The organism is Pseudomonas sp. LS1212 (assembly GCF_024741815.1).
Classification (GTDB): domain Bacteria; phylum Pseudomonadota; class Gammaproteobacteria; order Pseudomonadales; family Pseudomonadaceae; genus Aquipseudomonas.
This window is the reverse complement of the sequence record NZ_CP102951.1, coordinates 1,637,348-1,654,571: the sequence shown is the minus strand read 5'-3', so window position 1 is coordinate 1,654,571 and position 17,224 is coordinate 1,637,348. Positions and strand designations below refer to the sequence as shown.

Here is a 17,224-nt window from a genome sequence, read left to right as displayed (position 1 = left end):
CTGCGACAGCCTGGCGGCAGCTGCTACAGGTTCGGCACACCGCCGTCAGATCATCTCTTCCGCGCCCTTGCCGCCGAGCACGATTTCTCCGGCTTCGGCCATACGGCGGGCGATGGTGAGAATTTCCTTTTGCGCGGTTTCCACGTCGCTGACCCGCACCGGCCCCTTGGCTTCCAGGTCGTCGCGCAGCAGCTCCGCAGCGCGCTTGGACATGTTCTTGAAAATCTTTTCCTTGACCCGCTCGTCGGCACCCTTGAGCGACAGCACCAGGACATCGGACGACACTTCGCGCAACAGCGCCTGGATACCGCGGTCGTCCACATCGGAGAGGTTGTTGAAGACGAACATGAGGTCTTCGATCTGCTCGGACAGGTCGCCGTCGACATCGCGAATGGCGTCCATCAACTGGCCTTCGATGGAGCTGTCGAGGAAGTTCATGATGTCGGCCGCACGCTTGATACCGCCCAGCGTGGTGCGCGCGGCATTGGAGTTGCCGGAGAACTGCTTCTCGAGAATCTGGTTGAGTTCTTTCAAGGCGGCTGGCTGCACGGTGTTGAGCGACGATACCCGCAAGATGATATCCAGGCGCGCCTTCTGGTCGAAGTGCCCAAGCACCTCGCCGGCCTGGTCGGGGTCCAGGTAGGCCACCACGATGGCCTGGATCTGCGGGTGCTCGAAACGAATCACGTCGGCCACGGCCCTCGGTTCCATCCACTTCAGGCTATCGAGGCCACTGGTATTGCCGCCCAACAGAATGCGGTCGATCAGGCCATTGGCCTTGTCTTCTCCCAGGGCCTGAGTGAGCATTTTGCGAATGTAATCATCGGAACCGACACCCAGGCCGGTCTGGTCGCCGACCATATCGACGAATTCGCTCATGACCTGCTCGACTTGCTCGCGGTGCACATTGCGCATTTGCGCCATGGCCACGCCCACGCGCTGGACCTCCTTTGGCCCCATGTGCCGCAGGACTTGCGCAGCATCGGTTTCGCCCAAAGACAACAACAGGATTGCCGCCTTGTCGACCGTAGTCAGTTTGGCGGTCAAGGCTCGGTTATCACTCATCGGCGTTAATCCACTCTTTTACGACCTCAGCCACACGGCCCGGGTCTTCAGCCACCAGACTCTTGATTGCATTCAACTGGGCGTCATAGCCCTCGCTCGGGCTCGGCAACAGGATGCTTTGCGGCCCGCCCAGGGTGACCCGGTCGTTGGCCAGCTCGCCATCCAGGCTGCCCATGCCGCCCAGTTCCAGATCGCCATCGACGCCGACCAGCTCCTTGCCCTTGCCGGTGATGTTGTTCAGGACCGGACGCAACACACCGAAGACCAGGACCAGAATGAAGATGATCCCCATGGCCTGCTTGACGATGTCCCAGAACCACGGCTGGGAGTAGAACGGAATTTCGGCGATGACTTCCCCACGGTCGGCGGCGAACGGCACGTTGATCACGCTGACGCTGTCGCCGCGGCTGGCATCGAAACCGACGGCATCCTGCACCAGCCGGGTGAAGCGCGCCAATTCGTCGGCGCCCCAGGGTGCACGGGTGGTTTCGCCGGTCGCCGGATCGACCTTGACCTGATCGTCGACCACGACCGCGACCGACAGGCGGTTCAGACGCCCCTGCTGCTGGCGGGTGTGGCTGATGGAGCGGTCCAGCTCGAAATTCTTGGTCGACTGCTGACGCTTGTCAGCCGGGTACGGCGCCAGCATCGGCTGGCCGGTGGCCGGGTCCATGATCTGCTGGCTGTTGGCATCGAGCAGCGGCTGACCGGGTTGAACCATGCCGGCGGCGGCCTGGGCCTGGCCGGTCTGTTGCGGTGCCGAGGCCGGGCCCGGTGGCTGATTGCTCAACGCGCCCGGCACCCCTTGCGGGCCCATGCTGCTCGAACGCTGTTCGTTCACCGACTGCTCGCTGCGCAGGGCCGGCTGGTCCGGGTTGAACTGTTCGGAGGTCGACTCGACGGCACTGAAATCCACATCGGCGGAGACTTCGGCTTTATAGCGATCGTTACCCAGCACCGGCTGCAGGATGTTGTGCACGCGCTGGGTCAGCATGCCTTCCATGCGGCGGCTGTAATCGAATTGCTTGCCAGCCATGGTCAGTTCGGAGTTTTCCGCCTGATCGGAGAGCAGGTTGCCCTTTTGGTCGACGACAGTGACTTGCGACTTGCTCAGCTCGGGAACGCTGGTGGCAACCAGATTGATAATGGCCATGACCTGGCCCGGCTCCAGCGATCGGCCCGAGTAGAGTTCGATCAGTACCGAAGCACTGGGCTTGCGCTCATCGCGCACGAACACCGAGCTTTTCGGGATGGCCAGGTGGACGCGAGCACCCTTGACGTTGTTGAGGCTGGAAATGGTCCGCGCCAGCTCACCTTCCAGGCCACGCCGATAGCGAGTGGCCTCCATGAACTGGCTGGTGCCCAGGCCCTGGTCCTTGTCGAGAATTTCGAAACCGATGTTGCCGTCGCTCGGCGTAACGCCGGCGCCAGCCAGCTTCAAGCGGGCGCGAGACAAATCCTCGGCCTTGACCAGCAGTGCGCCAGAGTTGGGTTCCACGGTATAGGCAATATCGGCGGCCGCCAGGGTATCCATCACCTGCTTGGCGTCCATCCCGGCCAGGCTGCCGAACAGCGGTCGGTAGTCAGGCTGTTGCGACCACAACACAACGGCGAAACCAATCGCAACGCTCGCCGCCAGGCCGACCAACAGGCCCACCTGACGCAGCACCGTCATTTCGGAAAGGTTTTCCAGGAACGAAAGCCCGAACAGCGGCGGCTTGCCAGCCGCCAGGGTGCTCTTGGCCGGCACGTTATCGACTGCTTCTGCCATGACTCAATCTCGCCCTTATACCGGCATCTGCATGATGTCTTGATACGCCTGAACCAGCTTGTTGCGAACCTGGGTCAGTGCCTGGAACGAGACGCTGGCTTTCTGCGAAGCGATCATCACATCGGTCAGGTCGACGCCGCTCTTGCCAATCTCGAAGGCACTGGCCAATTGACTGGAGGCCTGCTGGGTGTCGTTGACCTTGTTGACGGCCTGACCGAGCATGTCCGAGAAGCTGCTGGAGCCGATTTCAGGCGCCTGCACAGCAGATTTCGGCTGGGCCATTGCGTCCATTTGCATGGCCCGCATGTCCAGCATCAATCGATTGAATTCAATACCTTGGCTCATGGACTTCTCTCTCCGACGGCCCGCAATTTTTTGACGCTCACGCCGCTACTGCACAGGAGATAGCAACAAGGGTGCCAGCTCCAGCAAACCACCGACAAAAACGCCGCCGCCATCATGTGGCGTACAGACAGGCCTCGACGTCCATGCCCGCATCTCGCATCTGCGCCAACTTGTAGCGCAAGGTGCGCGGGCTGATCCCCAGCCGTTCGGCGGCCTCCTTGCGCCGCCCGCGCTCGGCGCGCAGGGTGTCGATGATCACCTGGAATTCGCGCCGGCGCAGGTCATCGCCGAGCGCGCCTGCCGAATCATTGACACTCAAAGCCATCGGGGCCGGCACTGGGGCACCGGCACCTTGCGGCAACGCCGACGGCAGCCCCTGCAGGCAGAAATCCCCGGCCTGGATGATGCCCCCCTGCTGCAGGATCAGGGCCCGCTGGATGGCATTGTCCAGCTCCCGGACATTGCCCGGCCAGGCATGGGCCAGCAGGCACGCCCGGGCCTGTGGCGATAACTGCACGGCCGTGTGTTTCATTTTGTTGACATGCCGGGCGAGCAGGCGCTCGGCCAGCGGCAGAATATCGGCGGTGCGTTCGCGCAGCGGCCGCCAGGCCAGGGGAAAAACCGACAGACGATAGAACAGGTCCTCGCGAAACAGCCCTTGGGCCACTTGACCAGCCAGATCCCGGTTGGTGGTGGCGATTACGCGAATATCCAGGGCAATCGGCTTGCGCGCCCCTACCCGCTCCACTTCACGCTCCTGTAATACGCGCAGCAGCTTGGCTTGCAAGCCCAAGGGCATTTCCGAAATTTCGTCCAGCAGCAAGGTGCCGCCATCGGCCTGTTCGAACTTGCCCGGCTGCGCGGCGATGGCGCCGGTGAACGAACCCTTTTCGTGACCGAACAGGGTGGCCTCGAGCATATTGTCGGGGATCGCTGCGCAGTTGATGGCAATGAAGGGCTGGCTGGCGCGGGGCGACTGCTGATGGATGTAGCGGGCCAGCACTTCCTTGCCGGTGCCGGACTCGCCGGAGATCAGCACCGTCGAATCACTGCGCGCCACCCGTGCGGCCAGCTCCAGCAACTGGGCACTGGCCGGCTCGGCAGCGATCGGCCCTTCGGCCTCGGCAGCACCGACACAGCCCAACGCATGCCTTGCCACCAGATCGAGCAACGCTTTGGGCTCGAACGGCTTGACCAGATAATCCGCCGCGCCCTGGCGCATGGCGTCGACCGCCCGCTCCACCGCACCATGAGCCGTCATCAGCAATACCGGCAACTGCGGCTGGCGTGCGCGCAACTGCGCAAGCAACTGATGACCGTCCATGCCCGGCATGTTGACGTCGCTGATCACCAGGCTGAACGCCTCAGTGCCGACAACCTCCAGGGCTTGCTCGGCGCAACCCACCGCGCGATAGGCATGACCGCCCAACAGCAAGGTATCGCCCAGTGCTTCGCGCAAAGCGCGATCATCTTCGACCAGCAGTACGTTAATGGCCTTCATGGCTACTCCTTTTGCGCCGCAGGGCCGATCAGTGGAAGCTCGACCAGCGCACAAGTGCCTCGTCCCTGCCGCGAGCGCAATTGCAGACCACCCTGATGTGCCCGCGCCACAGCCTTGACCACCGCCAGCCCCAAGCCCGTACCCGTGGCCTTGGTCGTCAGGAAAGGCTCGCCCAGGCGCGCCAGCAACTCGGGCTCGATGCCCGCGCCACTGTCACTGATGCACAGGCGCACGGTCTGCCCACGGGTATACAGATGGACTTTCAAGCGAACCGGTTCGCTACTGGCCTGGATCGCATTCTCAACAAGATTGAGCAAGGCCCCGACCAGCGTGTCGCGATTGCACAGCAGCTCACCGACATGGCTGTCGCACTGCCAGCAGACCGGCTGGCCCTGCAGGTGGCTCTGCGCCGCCGCCTGCAAGGCCTGAAACAGCGCCCTGGGGGCAATACGGTCGGTCAACGGCAATTCGCCTCGGGCAAACACCAGCATGTCGCGCACCTGATGCTCAAGCTCGTGCAACCGCTCTTTAAGGCGCCCGGCGAAGCGCTGCTGGGTTTCCACCGGCAACGCTTGCTCGGTCAAATGACTGGCATAGAGCAACGCTGCCGACAACGGCGTGCGGATCTGGTGCGCCAATGAAGCGACCATGCGCCCCAGCGAAGACAACCGCTCATGGCGGGCCAACTGATCCTGCAAATGACGGGTCTCGGTCAGGTCGTTCAGCAACACAAGCTGACCAGGCTCCGCATCCAGCGAGCGCGTGGCAATCGACAGGCGCCGACCGTCGCGCAAAGAGATTTCGTGGCCATCGTCGACACGTGGCGCAAAGCAGCGAGCAATCACATGCCGCCACAGCTCACCCACCAGCGGCCGCCCGAGCAGATCACAGGCCGCCGGATTGGCTTCGCGCACCACGCCCTGCCCATCGATCACAATGACCCCGCCAGGCAGCAGGTCGAGCAAGTTCTGCAAACGGTTGGCCAACCGCTCCTTCTCCGCCAACTCTTGCATGCGCTGGGCGCTGACCACGGCCAGCTCGCCCTTGAGCTCGGTCACCCGCGCTTCGAGCAGGCTGTAGGAGTCATTGAGCTGGGTCGACATTTGATTGAACAGCGCGAAGGCCTGCTCGAGGCCGGGTCGGCTTTCCTGTTCGATGGCGCCTCGCCCTTCGAGATCGGGGACACAAGTGGGGGCGGCCTTTGGCATCGTGCTCTCTCGCGTGGCTAACCGTCATAAAACGGTGTGTTGCGAGGGTTATAGCAATAGACGTGCCGGAAAATTTCAGCAGACGATGGGGGATGTTTCAGAAGGTTAACAAACTGCGGACATTCAACCAGACAGGGCATTGCGCCAGATCAGGCAGGGTGCGCATTGACTGCACCGGGCACTTCCATGTGCCCCTGTTGCAACCGACCAGCGTCAATCATCCGCCTGTTCATCACCTTCACGGCGACTCATGCCGTACTTGCGCATCTTTTCCACCAGCGTGGTACGGCGAATGCGCAGACGTTCGGCGGCGCGTGCGACGATCCCGTTGGCATCGTCCAGCGCTTGCTGGATCAGCCCCTGCTCAAGCCCGCCCAGGTAATCCTTCAGGTCCAGGCCTTCAGGTGGCAGCATCGCACCGGCGTTGAGCTCCTGCGGATGGCCATTGATCGCCACCCGCTCTTCCAGGTCGGTGCGCAGGCTGTCGACCAACTGTTCGTCTTCGTCGTCGACATAGCGAAATTTCTTCGGCAGCTCGACTACACCGATCACCCCATAAGGATGCATGATCGCCATACGCTCAACCAGGTTGGCCAGCTCACGGACGTTGCCCGGCCAGCCGTGCCGGCACAGCGACATGATCGCCGCCGAGTTGAAGCGGATCGAGCCGCGCTTTTCGTGCTCCATGCGCGAGATCAGCTCGTTCATCAGCAACGGAATATCTTCGACGCGCTCGCGCAACGGCGCCATGTCGATCGGGAACACGTTCAGGCGGTAGTACAGGTCCTCGCGAAAGGTACCGGCCTCGATCATGCTTTCCAGGTTCTTGTGGGTAGCGGCAATGATCCGCACATCGATGCTTTGGGTCTTGTTGCTGCCGACCCGCTCGAAGGTGCGCTCCTGCAGCACGCGCAGCAGCTTGACCTGCATGGGCAGCGGCATGTCGCCGATTTCGTCGAGGAACAGGGTGCCGCCATTGGCCAGCTCGAAGCGGCCGGCACGGCTGGTGATCGCACCGGTGAAGGCGCCCTTCTCATGGCCGAACAATTCGCTCTCGAGCAACTCGGCGGGAATGGCACCACAGTTGACCGGCACGAAAGGCGCATCGCGACGCTTGGAGTGGTAGTGAAGGTTGCGCGCTACCACTTCCTTGCCGGTGCCCGACTCGCCCAGGATCAATACGCTGGCGTCGGTGTCGGCGACTTGCTGCATCATCTGGCGCACATGCTGGATGGCACGGCTGGTGCCGACCAGGCTGCGGAACAGGTTCGGTTCGCGCTGGCGGCCGCGCTCGCGCGCCTGGTCGTACATCTCGCGATAGACCTGGGCCCGGTGCAGCGAATCGAGCAATTTACTGTAGCTGGGAGGCATTTCCAGGCTCGACAGCACACGGCGGCGCTGTTCTTCGGGCAGGTCGACCGAAGAATTTTCACCTAAAAGCAGAACCGGAAGGAACTCATCCCAGGTTGCCACTGTCTTAAGCAGGCCCAGAAGAGCACCCGGAGCATTGACGGTCCCGACCAGGACGCAGAGTACTTCACGACTGGATGACAACGACTCGACCACCTGCTGCCAGTCATGGCTTGTGCAGGTCAAATTTTCTTCGCCGAGAAAATTCAAGATCACCGCCAGGTCGCGGCGGCGGACGCTATCGTCATCGATCAGCAGAATTTTGGTTTCACGCCACATGCAATAGCAACTTCCCTAGTCAACTCGGCGCCCCGTAAGCAGGGCATGCTCGACATCTTTGGCTCTGTTCAGCTCGTAGACGCCTGAATTATTGAATCAGCCACTAGTTAAGTCAAAAAACCGTACACAGTCAAATTTATGGCGCACTACTTTTCGATCAACCCAGTCAGCGGAACAAATGGTAAACCTTTGCCGCGCTCTTCGCTTGGTTGATCTGCGTCATCTCATCAACTATTGCTTGACGCTCGCCGCTTGTAATTTCAATCAACTGCCGGTATACGCCGAGCAGCCCTTCGAGGTTGTCGCGCAGCTCACCCTCGTTGAGCAGCTGTTCCTGCAAGACCGTCTCGACACAAGCACGGCAGGCCATGTCGAGCTCACCGATGGCCTGCCAGTCGCGCGCCTGCAAGGCATCGATCAGGGCGTGCCGGGTTTCTTCAATACGCTGTAATGCACTCATGTCGGATCCTCATGCACCGGTCTCACTCGGCAGTGGCGATCGCATCCCAACCGCTCTTGACGGTGATCAGCAGCCGAGCAACTTCATCGATCATATCGGCATCGTTCAGGCGATTGGCCTCAGCCAGACGGACCATCATGTAGCTATAGAGGCTGTCCAGTTCTTGCAGCGACTCGGGGCTTTCACTTTTCTCGGGATCCAGGCCCTCGCGCAAGCCTCCGATGATCTCGATCGCCTTGCTGAGCATGATGCCTTTTTGATCGATCTGACCGCGACTCATCGCGCCCTTGGCTTGGGCCAGGCGATCCAGACCACCTTCCATCAGCATCTGCACAAGACGATGGGGGCTGGCTTCGGATGTCTGCGCCACGGAGCTGACCTTCTGGTATTGCCGAAGGGCTTTGATGGGATTCATATTCGTTCCTCGATACACGCCAAAAGTAAATGGCCTTCATACCCTTTGTGTCGACTTGGTCGTAAAAAACTTTAGCCTCACACATGCCGAAAACAACAAGGCCCAGGCGCATCCTGAGGAAGCGCCCGGGCCCGCAAGCCGCGTCACCGATCAATTGGATTTGGAGTTATTCAGCGCATTAAGGGTGGTCATGATACTGGAATTGGTCGCAGTCAGCTGGGCGACCAGCGTATCCATGGCGTTGTATTTCAAGGTCAGGGAGGTGGTCAGGCTCTCTATCCGACGATCCAGGGCAGCCTGATCTTTACCCAGATTGGTCAACCTGGTGTTGAGGGAAGTCTGACGCGACGCGAGAATGCCACCCGTTTGGGCATAGGCATCGGTCGCAGCCGTCAAGCGCTTGAGAAGCCCATCATCGCCCGTGAACAGCCCGGCCACATCGCCAGCGCCGGTTTTCATCGCAGTGTCCCACTTGGTCGAATTGAGCTCGAGCAGTCCGGTCTTTTGTACGGTATTGACACCAATCTGGGACAACACATTCAACGAGCCACTGCCAGTCACCTTGGTGAGCTCGGTGCGCACCGAACTCATCAGGCTGCGCATGGTGGCGTCACCCGTCAGCGCTCCCGCAGCCGTGGCAGTGCCCGCGCTGGTGCTGGCAGCACCAGCAGTGACCGTCACTTTGGTCTGGGCGTTGACTGCCGTCATCAAGGTGTTATACGCATCGACGAAAGCCTGCACCGAGGTCTTCAAGCTATCGGTGCTTGAAGAGACCGACACGGTCGAACTGCCAGCACCGGTCAATTTCAGGGCTACCCCGCTGATCGCAGAATCGATGCTATTGGTCGAGCTGGTCATCGACAGGCCGTCGATTGTGTAGGCCGCATCTTGCGGCGCATCGCCAAGACGTCCTGCCGCACCGGCTCCCCCCGCTACTGTGCCGTCGATTGTCAGTGCAGGAATGCCACTGAGCGAGAGCTCGGTGCCGGCGCCTGTGGTGGTCGAGGACATCACCAGGCGAGAGTCACCGTTGGAGTCGGTCACAAGGTTGGCAGTGATACCCTTGGACTGCACCTGTGTGTTGATGGCATCACGCACTTGCTGCAAGGTCGCATTGGCCGCGATGTCGATCGAGTACGAATTGGCCACATCACCTGGATCAGTGCCAGTGCCCTGGGTCAACGTCAGGGTTGTAGCCGACGCCGTCATGACCGTGGACGCCCCGCCCACAACCTTGGCACTCGTGACCTTTGATGCAGTGGCCAAACGGTCGACCACCAAGGCGTAATTACCGGCCGCCGCCTTGTTGTTGGACGTCGCGGTTGCCACCTTGTCATTGGAAGACGTCGCCGTCAGACCGATGAACGAGTTGGTACCATTGAGCTTGGCCAGCGCCTCTCGAAATGTATCCAGAGCACTCTTGATCGAGCCGATGGCCGACAGTGTCGCCGACGCCGTGGTTTTCTGGGCAGTGATCTGCGCCTGCTTGGGCGCCTTCTCGGCATTGACCAGCGCCTTCACGATTGCGCCGGTGTCAATGTTACTGCCAATACCGGGTACGGATAGTGTGGCCATCGTTCATCTCCTTCGGTCGGTGGCTGTCGCTATTCTGACGAGCGCGCGCCCAGCCATCGACAGCTACATATCTTGTGCCAGCTTCAGACCCTGCCTTCAAACAACAGGCTGCCGGCATCGCTCAAACTTTGCGCCAGCTTCAGCGCAGCTTCGGAAGGGATCTGCCTGACCACCTCCCCACTGTCGGTCGCAATGACCTTGACCACGACCTTGCCGGTCGAGTCATCGACGGAGAAGTCCAGTTGACGCTTCGCGGAATTCACGAAGTCCTGGATTTCCTTCACCGCTTTATCCAATTCTGCCCTTGGCGGTTCTTTCGCAGCGTCGGCTTTGAGGTCGGGCGATGCCTGCAGCGCTGACTGCGCGGCATTTTTGCCAGCGCTGCCCTGAGCTGCAGCCGCCGGATAAGACAAGTTCAGCTTGACGCTCATATCCATGTCCACACCTCACAAATCAAAAACGGAAGGGCATGCAATGCCCTTCCGTCGCTCACCGCAAGACCGATATTAGCCGAGCAGCTTCAGTACAGCGGACGGCAGCTGGTTAGCCTGGGACAGGATCGCGGTGGAAGCCTGTTGCAGGGTTTGCTGCTTGGTCAGTTCAGCAGTCTCGGCCGCGAAGTCGGCGTCTTGTACACGGCTGCGCGAAGCAGTGGCGTTCTCGACGATGTTGTTCAGGTTGGAGATGGTGCTGGACAAACGGTTTTGCTTGGCGCCCAGGTCGGCACGAGCCGAGTTCACGGTTACCAGAGCGGCGTCGATCGTGGTGATTGCGGAGTCGATAGCAGCGTGAGCAGCAGAACCGGCAGCACCGGAAATGGTGGAAGTGCCCAGGCCCAGGCCGCTGGCGGTGAATACACCGGTCAGGGTCAGGGAAATGCGCTCATCGGTACCGACAGCCGAACCAACCTGGAACTGCAGGGTACCGGCAGTACCGTCGAGCAGCTTCAGGCCGCCGCCGAAGGTGGTGCTGTTGGCGATACGGGTCAGCTCGGAGCCCATTTCCTGGAATTCGGAGTTCAGTGCGGTACGTTCTGCGGCGCTGTTGGAGTCGTTGCGGGACTGAACGGACAGTTCACGCATACGCTGCAGGATGTTCGTCGTTTCAACCATTGCGCCTTCAGCAGTCTGAGCGATGGAGATACCATCGTTGGCATTCTTGGTAGCAACGGTCAGACCTTTGATCTGAGTGGTCAGACGGCTGGCGATTTGCAGGCCGGCTGCGTCGTCTTTAGCGCTGTTGATTTTCAGGCCGGACGACAGGCGGTTCATCGAAGTAGCCAGCGCGTCGGAAGACTTGTTCAGGTTCTTTTGAACAGCCAGAGACGAAATGTTGGTGTTTACGGTTAAAGCCATGACGAATTCCTCGTGGGTTGGATACTGCGGCTTCCGGCCCTGGCAAGCGCCGGGTGTGGCCTAGAGAACCTTCGTAATGGTTATCGTCGACTTCGCAGGTTGCTTGAGGGCTTTTATAAAAAAAAATGCCATCATGCTGCCACCTCCCGGAAATCAATGGGTTGGCGAGGTATTCGAGGGGCTGGGGCTCTGGGAAAGGCGTTGGGGGTGGTTTGCCTGGTTGACCGAGTCGTCAGCATCGCGATGGGGCTTGGGCAGACAAGCGTGGAATGCTGTTCAGAAAGCATAAAAAAAGCGCTCCGCGTTTGTTCGCAGGAGCGCCTTTTTCAGTACCGGCCAGGTCAAGGGCGATAGATGATCGCCGACCCCCACGACAGGCCAACACCAAAACCACTCAGGGCCACGCGCTTCCACGAGGCATCCATGACGTGCTTTTCCAGCAGTAAGGGGATGCTCGAAGACACAGTGTTACCGGTCTCGACCATGTCCTTGATGAACTTCTCCGGCGCTTCCTCGAAACGCCGAGCGACGGCATCGACGATCGCCGCACTGCCCTGGTGAATGCAGAAGGCATCGATATCGGCGGATGTCAGCCCTGACTCGCCCAGCAATTCGTGCAAGTGCGCAGGAACCTTGAGCAGTGCGAAATTGAACACCTGACGACCGTTCATGAAAAACACACCGTCGCTGACCTTCAGGTGCGGAGCACCCGAGCCATCGGTACCGAATTTCGCCTTGCCCAACTGCCAGGGCGCCTCTTCGCCCATCCAGGTGGCCGTAGCGGCATCACCAAAAAGCATGGTGGTGTTGCGATCTTCTGGATCTACGATCTTCGAGTAAGGGTCAGCGGTTACCAGCAAGCCATTCTTCAGGCCGGCTGCTTCCATGAACCCCTTGAGTGCGTAAATGCCATAAACATAGCCAGAGCATCCCAGGGAAATATCGAAAGCGGCGACGTGGGTCGGCAGACCGAGCTTGTCCTGAACGATAGCAGCGGTATGCGGCAGCCCTTCTTCGTCACCATTCTGGGTGACGACGATCAGCGCGTCGATGGATTCGCGCTTGAGCTCGGGATTGTTGGCGAAGAGTGCATTGACCGCTTCGACGCACAGGTCGGAGGTTTCCTGCATGTCGCTCTTGCGCGGCAGGAACTGCGAGCCGATTTTTCCCAGAATGAACTCTTCATCCTTGGCAAATTTGGCACCCTGCGCGTAGTTGTCCAGACCGTCCGCCGGGACGTAACTCGCTATGCTTTTTATGCCAATCATCACGGCTTCCCAATAAAAGATCGCTGATAATCACCGCTCGCATGAGCCGGCGGTGCCAACAAAACGGGGATGACCCGCCGTCTGCTTCGAGCGACAGCGAGGGATACCGCAGGCTTGCGCAAGGTTGCACAAGAAGCTATGCGCCATCATCACCCAAGATTACATTACAGTGAAGATGCGCAATATGACTCATAGGTCACCACCAATTAAAGGCACGATCGCATTTTCTTCGGTGGCGCAGGGCCATCCTCGTCGCCAGAGAGGACGTGACAACCCTGCGCCGAGGGATCAATCCGGCAGCCAGGCGGCGCGCCATTGGTCGAGATAGGCCTGATCCGCCATCCAATGCTCCCTTACACACCGGCGCAATTGATCCCCGCGCGCGGCCGTAGCCGGCAGGTCCGCCAGGTGTGCCCTGATCGCCTCGAGCCACGGCTCCAGACTGTTGTCGACCCGCGTCAGTGGCAAGCCATCGACGTGACAACCCACATCGCTTGTCACGACTGGATAACCGCAGGCACCGAGCTGTAGCAGATGCAGGTTGTCGCGGCATCGGTTGATCAGGTTGGACCCCAGGGGCACCAGCGCCAGGTCCAGATTCAGCGCACCCAATGCGCCCGGGAGCAGATGATCATCGACCCGATTGCGCAAATCTTCGATCCAGGGGCGCACAGCGGCCGGGCATTCACCAATCATGGTCCACTGCACCTCGTCGGCCAGGCTTCTGGTGATCTCCAGTAAAAGCGCCAGATCGAATTCATGGTCCGGCTGCAGTATCCAACCAAGCCGCGGCTTGGCCGCTGCCTGACGCACGGGCTTGAGCCCCAGCCAGGGGTCAGCCGGTAGCCGGCTCTGCACAACTCGAATGTCACCGTGCAAATCCCGGAGTGCTTCGGCCAGCGACGGGCTGCCGACCACTACCCGATCGACCAGCGCCAACCCGGCACGCAGTTTCTCCAGGCCCTCGGCGGTGATGCCGTCACCGTGCAAACCAGGCAAGCGGATATCCAGCTCGGCCACCTTGAAAATACCGGTGCAGGCCTGGACTGAAGCCATCAGCTTCATCCGCTCGGGTTCGAGCGCGCCCTGCATGACCAGCACATCAGGATTGAAACGCTGCACGTCAACCAGTGACAACAGCCGGCTGCTCTGCAGGGCGTCGATATAACCGGCGTCACGCAATCTGCCGGCAGGCTCCATGAGTCGCTCGGCGCGCGGCCATTGACCCTCCAGCGGGCAGCCCAGCACAACCGGCAACGGCCGCCAGGACAAAGGCCGCCAGCTCAACTCAGGGTTGCGCTCAAGGTCGAAGCCATTGCCGCTGAGCGAAAGATTTCGATTGTAGGCAGGGTCGCTGGCAAGGTTCGGCAACCAGCGCGCGTACAGCGCATCGCGTTCTTGTTCGCGCTGCGCCTGCAAGGCCGCCGGAGCGAGGCCGGACGCCCTGTCTGCTGTGGCAGGGTCCTGCAACAGCACGGCGTGGGGAGTCCACACCGTCAGGTAGCCCAGGTTGGCGGTTTTCAGGCACAGGTCGACGTCGTGGCCCGAGACCTGGAAAACCGCCTCGTCGAAGCCTCCCGCCTGCTCGAATAGCGCTTTTCGAATCAGCAGACAATCGCCGCTGACGGCGCTGAAATTCTGCTCCAGCAACAAGCGCTGCATGTACCCCGGGCTGTTCATCGGCCGCCCGGCGAACGGGCAACTGGCTGCCCCTTGCAGCCCCAGAATCAGCCCCGCCTGCTCGACCTTGCCTTGCGGGTTGACCAGGCGCCCCCCGACGATACCTACCTCCGGTCGCTGGCCATGATTGAGCATTTCGCTCAGCCAGTCCTCGCGCACTGCCGCCGTGTTGCTGTCGAGCAGCATCAGGTATTCACCGCGAGCCACGGTCGCAGCCCGGTTGAGCATGGCCGCGCGGTTGTAGCGTCCGCCGTGGCGCAGCACGCGTATCTGCTCGCTGTCCAGCGCATCGACCCCCGCCAGCCATTCAAGCGCCTCGGGTGACTGGCTGTCATTATCGACAATCAGGACCTCAAAGCGACGATAGGCGGTTTTTTCCAGAATGCTTTGCAGGCAGCGCTGCAGTTCGGCCAACTGCTCATGGCACGTCAGGATGATCGACACCAGCGGCTGCTCGGCATGTCCATACTGAACGTGGTAATGCCGAGGCAACGGCTGGCTGATCTGATGCCGTTCATAACCCCGAACCTGCAAATGCCGGCGCAAGGTTTTCAGTTCATGGGGGTTGTCCTGCAGCACTGGCGCATTGCAGATCAACAGCGGCTCGTCGATATGACCGATGCCGTCCATTCCGTTGACTTCGATCATGCGCAGGATCAAGTCGAACTCCAGCGCTTGCTCGCTGTCGGCATCGAAGCCTGCGGCAGCGATCACGCGCTCGCGCTGGAACAACCAGTGGCGGGCCATACCCAGCGGGAAACTCAGGAGATAATCCAGATTGAAACCCGGGCGCAGCGCGAGCCCCTGTTCCTCACCGCTACGGTGCACTTCATCGCAGTAGATCATCTGGCAGGACTGCGCGGCCGGCAGCTCCAGATCAATCATCAGGGCACCGCTTTCAATGATCTGGTCACCGGCCTCCAGCAGGACAAACCAGTCAAAACCAGCTTTCTGTATCAACCCGTTGAGCTGGCCGGCAAGATTGGCCTGGCACGCCAGCCATTCGACATCCGGTGAAAGTTCAGGCGGCGGCGGCAGGATACTCAGTACCACCTGCTGTAACGTGGGCGACTGGTTGCGCCAGATTGCCAGACTGTCGAGCGTTGACTGCATGGCAGTTGCATTGCCATGGAGGTCGCGAACCAATACCGCAAGGCGCGGCTGCGCGGTCTGTGCCTGGCGGTACTGTTCCACCAGCCGATGCTGTACAGCCGTCAGGCGTCGAGCCTTCAGCCAGTTCCCCAGCATACGTCGCTCGCGGTTTTCGGCATGGTCACTGACCGCTTTCTGGGTCAAGGCGATGAAGCGTTCAAGTTGCGGCCAAAAGGTCGTTTCGATCTCCAGCCAGCGTTGTCGAGCCTCCAGCACCGTGGCTCGCGCCCGCTCCAGCCCGCCAGGCTCGTCGCACATGGCTGCGCCGGCCTCACCGAAATGCTCGGTAAAGGGCAGCGTTTCGATACTGCCACCCTTCAGGTAAATAACCGGGCAACCACATAGCATGGCTTCGGTACAGGTCGCCGACACTTCGTAGCTGTACAGCACCGCCGCGCTCTTGAATACGTCGGCCAACTCCGCCAAGGTCTTTGGATTGGCCAGCGAAAGCACTTCGACGTCGTCAGGCAGTTGAGAGAAGTCGATCTGGTTGGCAGGGAAACGGTGTTGATAGAGGTAAGCCCCGCTGCGCTTCACGGGGGATGCGGGCGGCGAAAAAAGCTCGGAGTCAATCACCGGCAGCGTGAGCATGTTCTCCTCACCGGCCCGGCCGCGAAAGTCATGGGCATAGTAAAAGATCAGATCATCCTCACCGAACTCCACACCTTTGCCTGTCAGGAACCCGTCACGATTAAGCAGATAACGAACCACCACCTGCGAACCCAGTGGGTTTCCAGTCACCACTTCGGGGTAGACCATGATCGGCTCACGGCCCGCGCCCTGGTGTCGCGCCAACATGACGTTGTCCAGCACGGGCGTGCGCAGATCCGGATTGACCACGTCGGTGCCGGTGACATAGGCCTCATGCCCGCTCAGGTTCAAGGCATGACACAGGTAGTGCAATACGCAGACGCCCGAAGACGTCTCGCGGTAGGCAGGCGCGTAAATGTAATAGGGGCTGGCCAGCTTGCCATGCAGACGACTGGTCATGCGTTCACTCCTGTCGCCATGGCATGCTCGCAGACCACGAAAATGCTCGCGCAAAGCTCCGGATACTGCATGCCCAAGGCATGACAGCCATCCATGTAGCGGTCATCGATCAACCCTTCCTGCAAGCCTTTGTCCAACTGGAAGTTAGCCAGTGGCTTGAAGAAAACCCCACCGCGGTGCCGCACCTTCCAGCCAGCACTGCGCACTTCATGCTCCAGGCGGTCCAGGGTGTAGGTGATCCGGTGACCATGCAGGCGCTCGCCTTCGGTGACGGCGCTGTTGTGCTCGATCAGCCCCATGTGGACCGCAATCTGCCGTGACGGCGCATTGGCGTTGGGCACCGCTATGAACAATCGGCCGCCTGGCGTCAACCAGCGGCTCAAGCGTTGCAGCACGGCCTGACGATCATCGAGATGCTCAAGGGTATGAACCAGGAAGATATTGTCGTAACGCTGGTCCAACTCGGCAGTCTCGAATGTGCTGCAGACGAACTTGACCGAACCCGGCACGCGCGCGCGCGTATGCTCGATGAGATCGCTGGCCGCTTCGATAACTGTCAGGTCATCGAAGCGGTCAGCGAACAGTTGTGTGAACTCACCCTCGAAACAACCCATTTCCAGCGCTGGCCCGTTAACCAGCCAAGGTGAAAATGTGTCGATCATATAGCGGCGCAGACGCCCATCGAAGTCATAGAAATAACTGCGGTGGTTGTTGTCCTGGAATTCCTGGTTGTAGTCGCGGGCAGTCATG

At 60.5% G+C, this 17,224-nt stretch carries 14 protein-coding genes; all 14 read right to left on the bottom strand.

The genetic code is table 11. The annotated features are described in order from the left end of the window. Positions 1-45: 45 nt before the first annotated feature. The 14 genes from fliG to NVV94_RS07640 all read right to left on the bottom strand — a co-directional run bounded on the left by fliG (position 46) and on the right by NVV94_RS07640 (position 17,223). Positions 46-1,065 (bottom strand): flagellar motor switch protein FliG, encoded by a 1,020-nt coding sequence (gene fliG / locus NVV94_RS07705; protein WP_258446615.1) that lies wholly within the window; start codon positions 1,063-1,065, stop codon positions 46-48. Next, positions 1,058-2,836 (bottom strand): flagellar basal-body MS-ring/collar protein FliF, encoded by a 1,779-nt coding sequence (fliF, locus tag NVV94_RS07700; RefSeq protein ID WP_258446614.1) that lies wholly within the window; start codon positions 2,834-2,836, stop codon positions 1,058-1,060. Before fliF ends, fliG begins: the two co-directional genes overlap by 8 nt. Positions 2,837-2,851: 15 nt before the next feature. Continuing rightward, positions 2,852-3,181 (bottom strand): flagellar hook-basal body complex protein FliE, encoded by a 330-nt coding sequence (gene fliE, locus NVV94_RS07695; protein ID WP_258446613.1) that lies wholly within the window; start codon positions 3,179-3,181, stop codon positions 2,852-2,854. Positions 3,182-3,293: 112 nt separating this feature from the next. After that, complete coding sequence (locus NVV94_RS07690; protein ID WP_258446612.1) at positions 3,294-4,682, bottom strand: sigma-54 dependent transcriptional regulator; 1,389 nt, start codon at positions 4,680-4,682, stop codon at positions 3,294-3,296. A gap of 2 nt (positions 4,683-4,684) precedes the next feature. Further along, positions 4,685-5,890, bottom strand: coding sequence for a PAS domain-containing sensor histidine kinase (locus NVV94_RS07685; protein WP_258446611.1), 1,206 nt, complete (start codon positions 5,888-5,890; stop codon positions 4,685-4,687). Positions 5,891-6,103: 213 nt separating this feature from the next. Next, positions 6,104-7,579 carry a sigma-54 dependent transcriptional regulator gene (locus NVV94_RS07680; RefSeq protein ID WP_258446610.1) on the bottom strand — a complete coding sequence of 492 codons (1,476 nt, stop codon included), beginning with the start codon at positions 7,577-7,579 and terminating at the stop codon, positions 6,104-6,106. 166 nt (positions 7,580-7,745) lie between these two features. Beyond that, a complete protein-coding gene (gene fliT, locus NVV94_RS07675; protein WP_258446609.1) occupies positions 7,746-8,039 on the bottom strand; it encodes a flagellar protein FliT in 294 nt (97 codons plus the stop codon). A 22-nt stretch (positions 8,040-8,061) separates the two neighbouring features. Further along, positions 8,062-8,454, bottom strand: coding sequence for a flagellar export chaperone FliS (gene fliS, locus NVV94_RS07670; RefSeq protein WP_258446608.1), 393 nt, complete (start codon positions 8,452-8,454; stop codon positions 8,062-8,064). 150 nt (positions 8,455-8,604) lie between these two features. Beyond that, positions 8,605-10,029, bottom strand: a complete 1,425-nt coding sequence (gene fliD / locus NVV94_RS07665) for a flagellar filament capping protein FliD (RefSeq protein WP_258446607.1) — start codon at positions 10,027-10,029, stop codon at positions 8,605-8,607. 83 nt (positions 10,030-10,112) lie between these two features. Further along, positions 10,113-10,466: a flagellar protein FlaG gene (locus tag NVV94_RS07660; protein WP_258446606.1), complete on the bottom strand. Its 354-nt coding sequence runs from the start codon at positions 10,464-10,466 to the stop codon at positions 10,113-10,115. 69 nt (positions 10,467-10,535) lie between these two features. Next, a complete protein-coding gene (locus NVV94_RS07655) occupies positions 10,536-11,384 on the bottom strand; it encodes a flagellin domain-containing protein (RefSeq protein ID WP_258446605.1) in 849 nt (282 codons plus the stop codon). A gap of 341 nt (positions 11,385-11,725) precedes the next feature. Then, the gene (locus tag NVV94_RS07650) at positions 11,726-12,652 is read right to left on the bottom strand and encodes a ketoacyl-ACP synthase III (protein ID WP_258446604.1); all 927 of its coding nucleotides are present in this window, start codon (positions 12,650-12,652) and stop codon (positions 11,726-11,728) included. A 288-nt stretch (positions 12,653-12,940) separates the two neighbouring features. Next, complete coding sequence (locus NVV94_RS07645; RefSeq protein ID WP_258446603.1) at positions 12,941-16,474, bottom strand: glycosyltransferase; 3,534 nt, start codon at positions 16,472-16,474, stop codon at positions 12,941-12,943. Beyond that, positions 16,471-17,223 (bottom strand): bifunctional 2-polyprenyl-6-hydroxyphenol methylase/3-demethylubiquinol 3-O-methyltransferase UbiG, encoded by a 753-nt coding sequence (locus tag NVV94_RS07640; protein WP_258446602.1) that lies wholly within the window; start codon positions 17,221-17,223, stop codon positions 16,471-16,473. The genes NVV94_RS07645 and NVV94_RS07640 overlap by 4 nt, the downstream gene beginning before the upstream one ends. Position 17,224 lies beyond the last annotated feature (1 nt).

Coding starts and splice junctions, on each gene's coding strand:
- fliS (WP_258446608.1), bottom strand. CDS start 8,454: ATGAATCCCATCAAAGCCCTTCGGCAATACCAGAAGGTCAGCTCCGTG.
- fliF (WP_258446614.1), bottom strand. CDS start 2,836: ATGGCAGAAGCAGTCGATAACGTGCCGGCCAAGAGCACCCTGGCGGCT.
- NVV94_RS07645 (WP_258446603.1), bottom strand. CDS start 16,474: ATGACCAGTCGTCTGCATGGCAAGCTGGCCAGCCCCTATTACATTTAC.
- fliD (WP_258446607.1), bottom strand. CDS start 10,029: ATGGCCACACTATCCGTACCCGGTATTGGCAGTAACATTGACACCGGC.
- fliG (WP_258446615.1), bottom strand. CDS start 1,065: ATGAGTGATAACCGAGCCTTGACCGCCAAACTGACTACGGTCGACAAG.
- NVV94_RS07650 (WP_258446604.1), bottom strand. CDS start 12,652: ATGATTGGCATAAAAAGCATAGCGAGTTACGTCCCGGCGGACGGTCTG.
- NVV94_RS07680 (WP_258446610.1), bottom strand. CDS start 7,579: ATGTGGCGTGAAACCAAAATTCTGCTGATCGATGACGATAGCGTCCGC.
- NVV94_RS07660 (WP_258446606.1), bottom strand. CDS start 10,466: ATGGATATGAGCGTCAAGCTGAACTTGTCTTATCCGGCGGCTGCAGCT.
- fliE (WP_258446613.1), bottom strand. CDS start 3,181: ATGAGCCAAGGTATTGAATTCAATCGATTGATGCTGGACATGCGGGCC.
- NVV94_RS07655 (WP_258446605.1), bottom strand. CDS start 11,384: ATGGCTTTAACCGTAAACACCAACATTTCGTCTCTGGCTGTTCAAAAG.
- NVV94_RS07685 (WP_258446611.1), bottom strand. CDS start 5,890: ATGCCAAAGGCCGCCCCCACTTGTGTCCCCGATCTCGAAGGGCGAGGC.
- NVV94_RS07640 (WP_258446602.1), bottom strand. CDS start 17,223: ATGACTGCCCGCGACTACAACCAGGAATTCCAGGACAACAACCACCGC.
- NVV94_RS07690 (WP_258446612.1), bottom strand. CDS start 4,682: ATGAAGGCCATTAACGTACTGCTGGTCGAAGATGATCGCGCTTTGCGC.
- fliT (WP_258446609.1), bottom strand. CDS start 8,039: ATGAGTGCATTACAGCGTATTGAAGAAACCCGGCACGCCCTGATCGAT.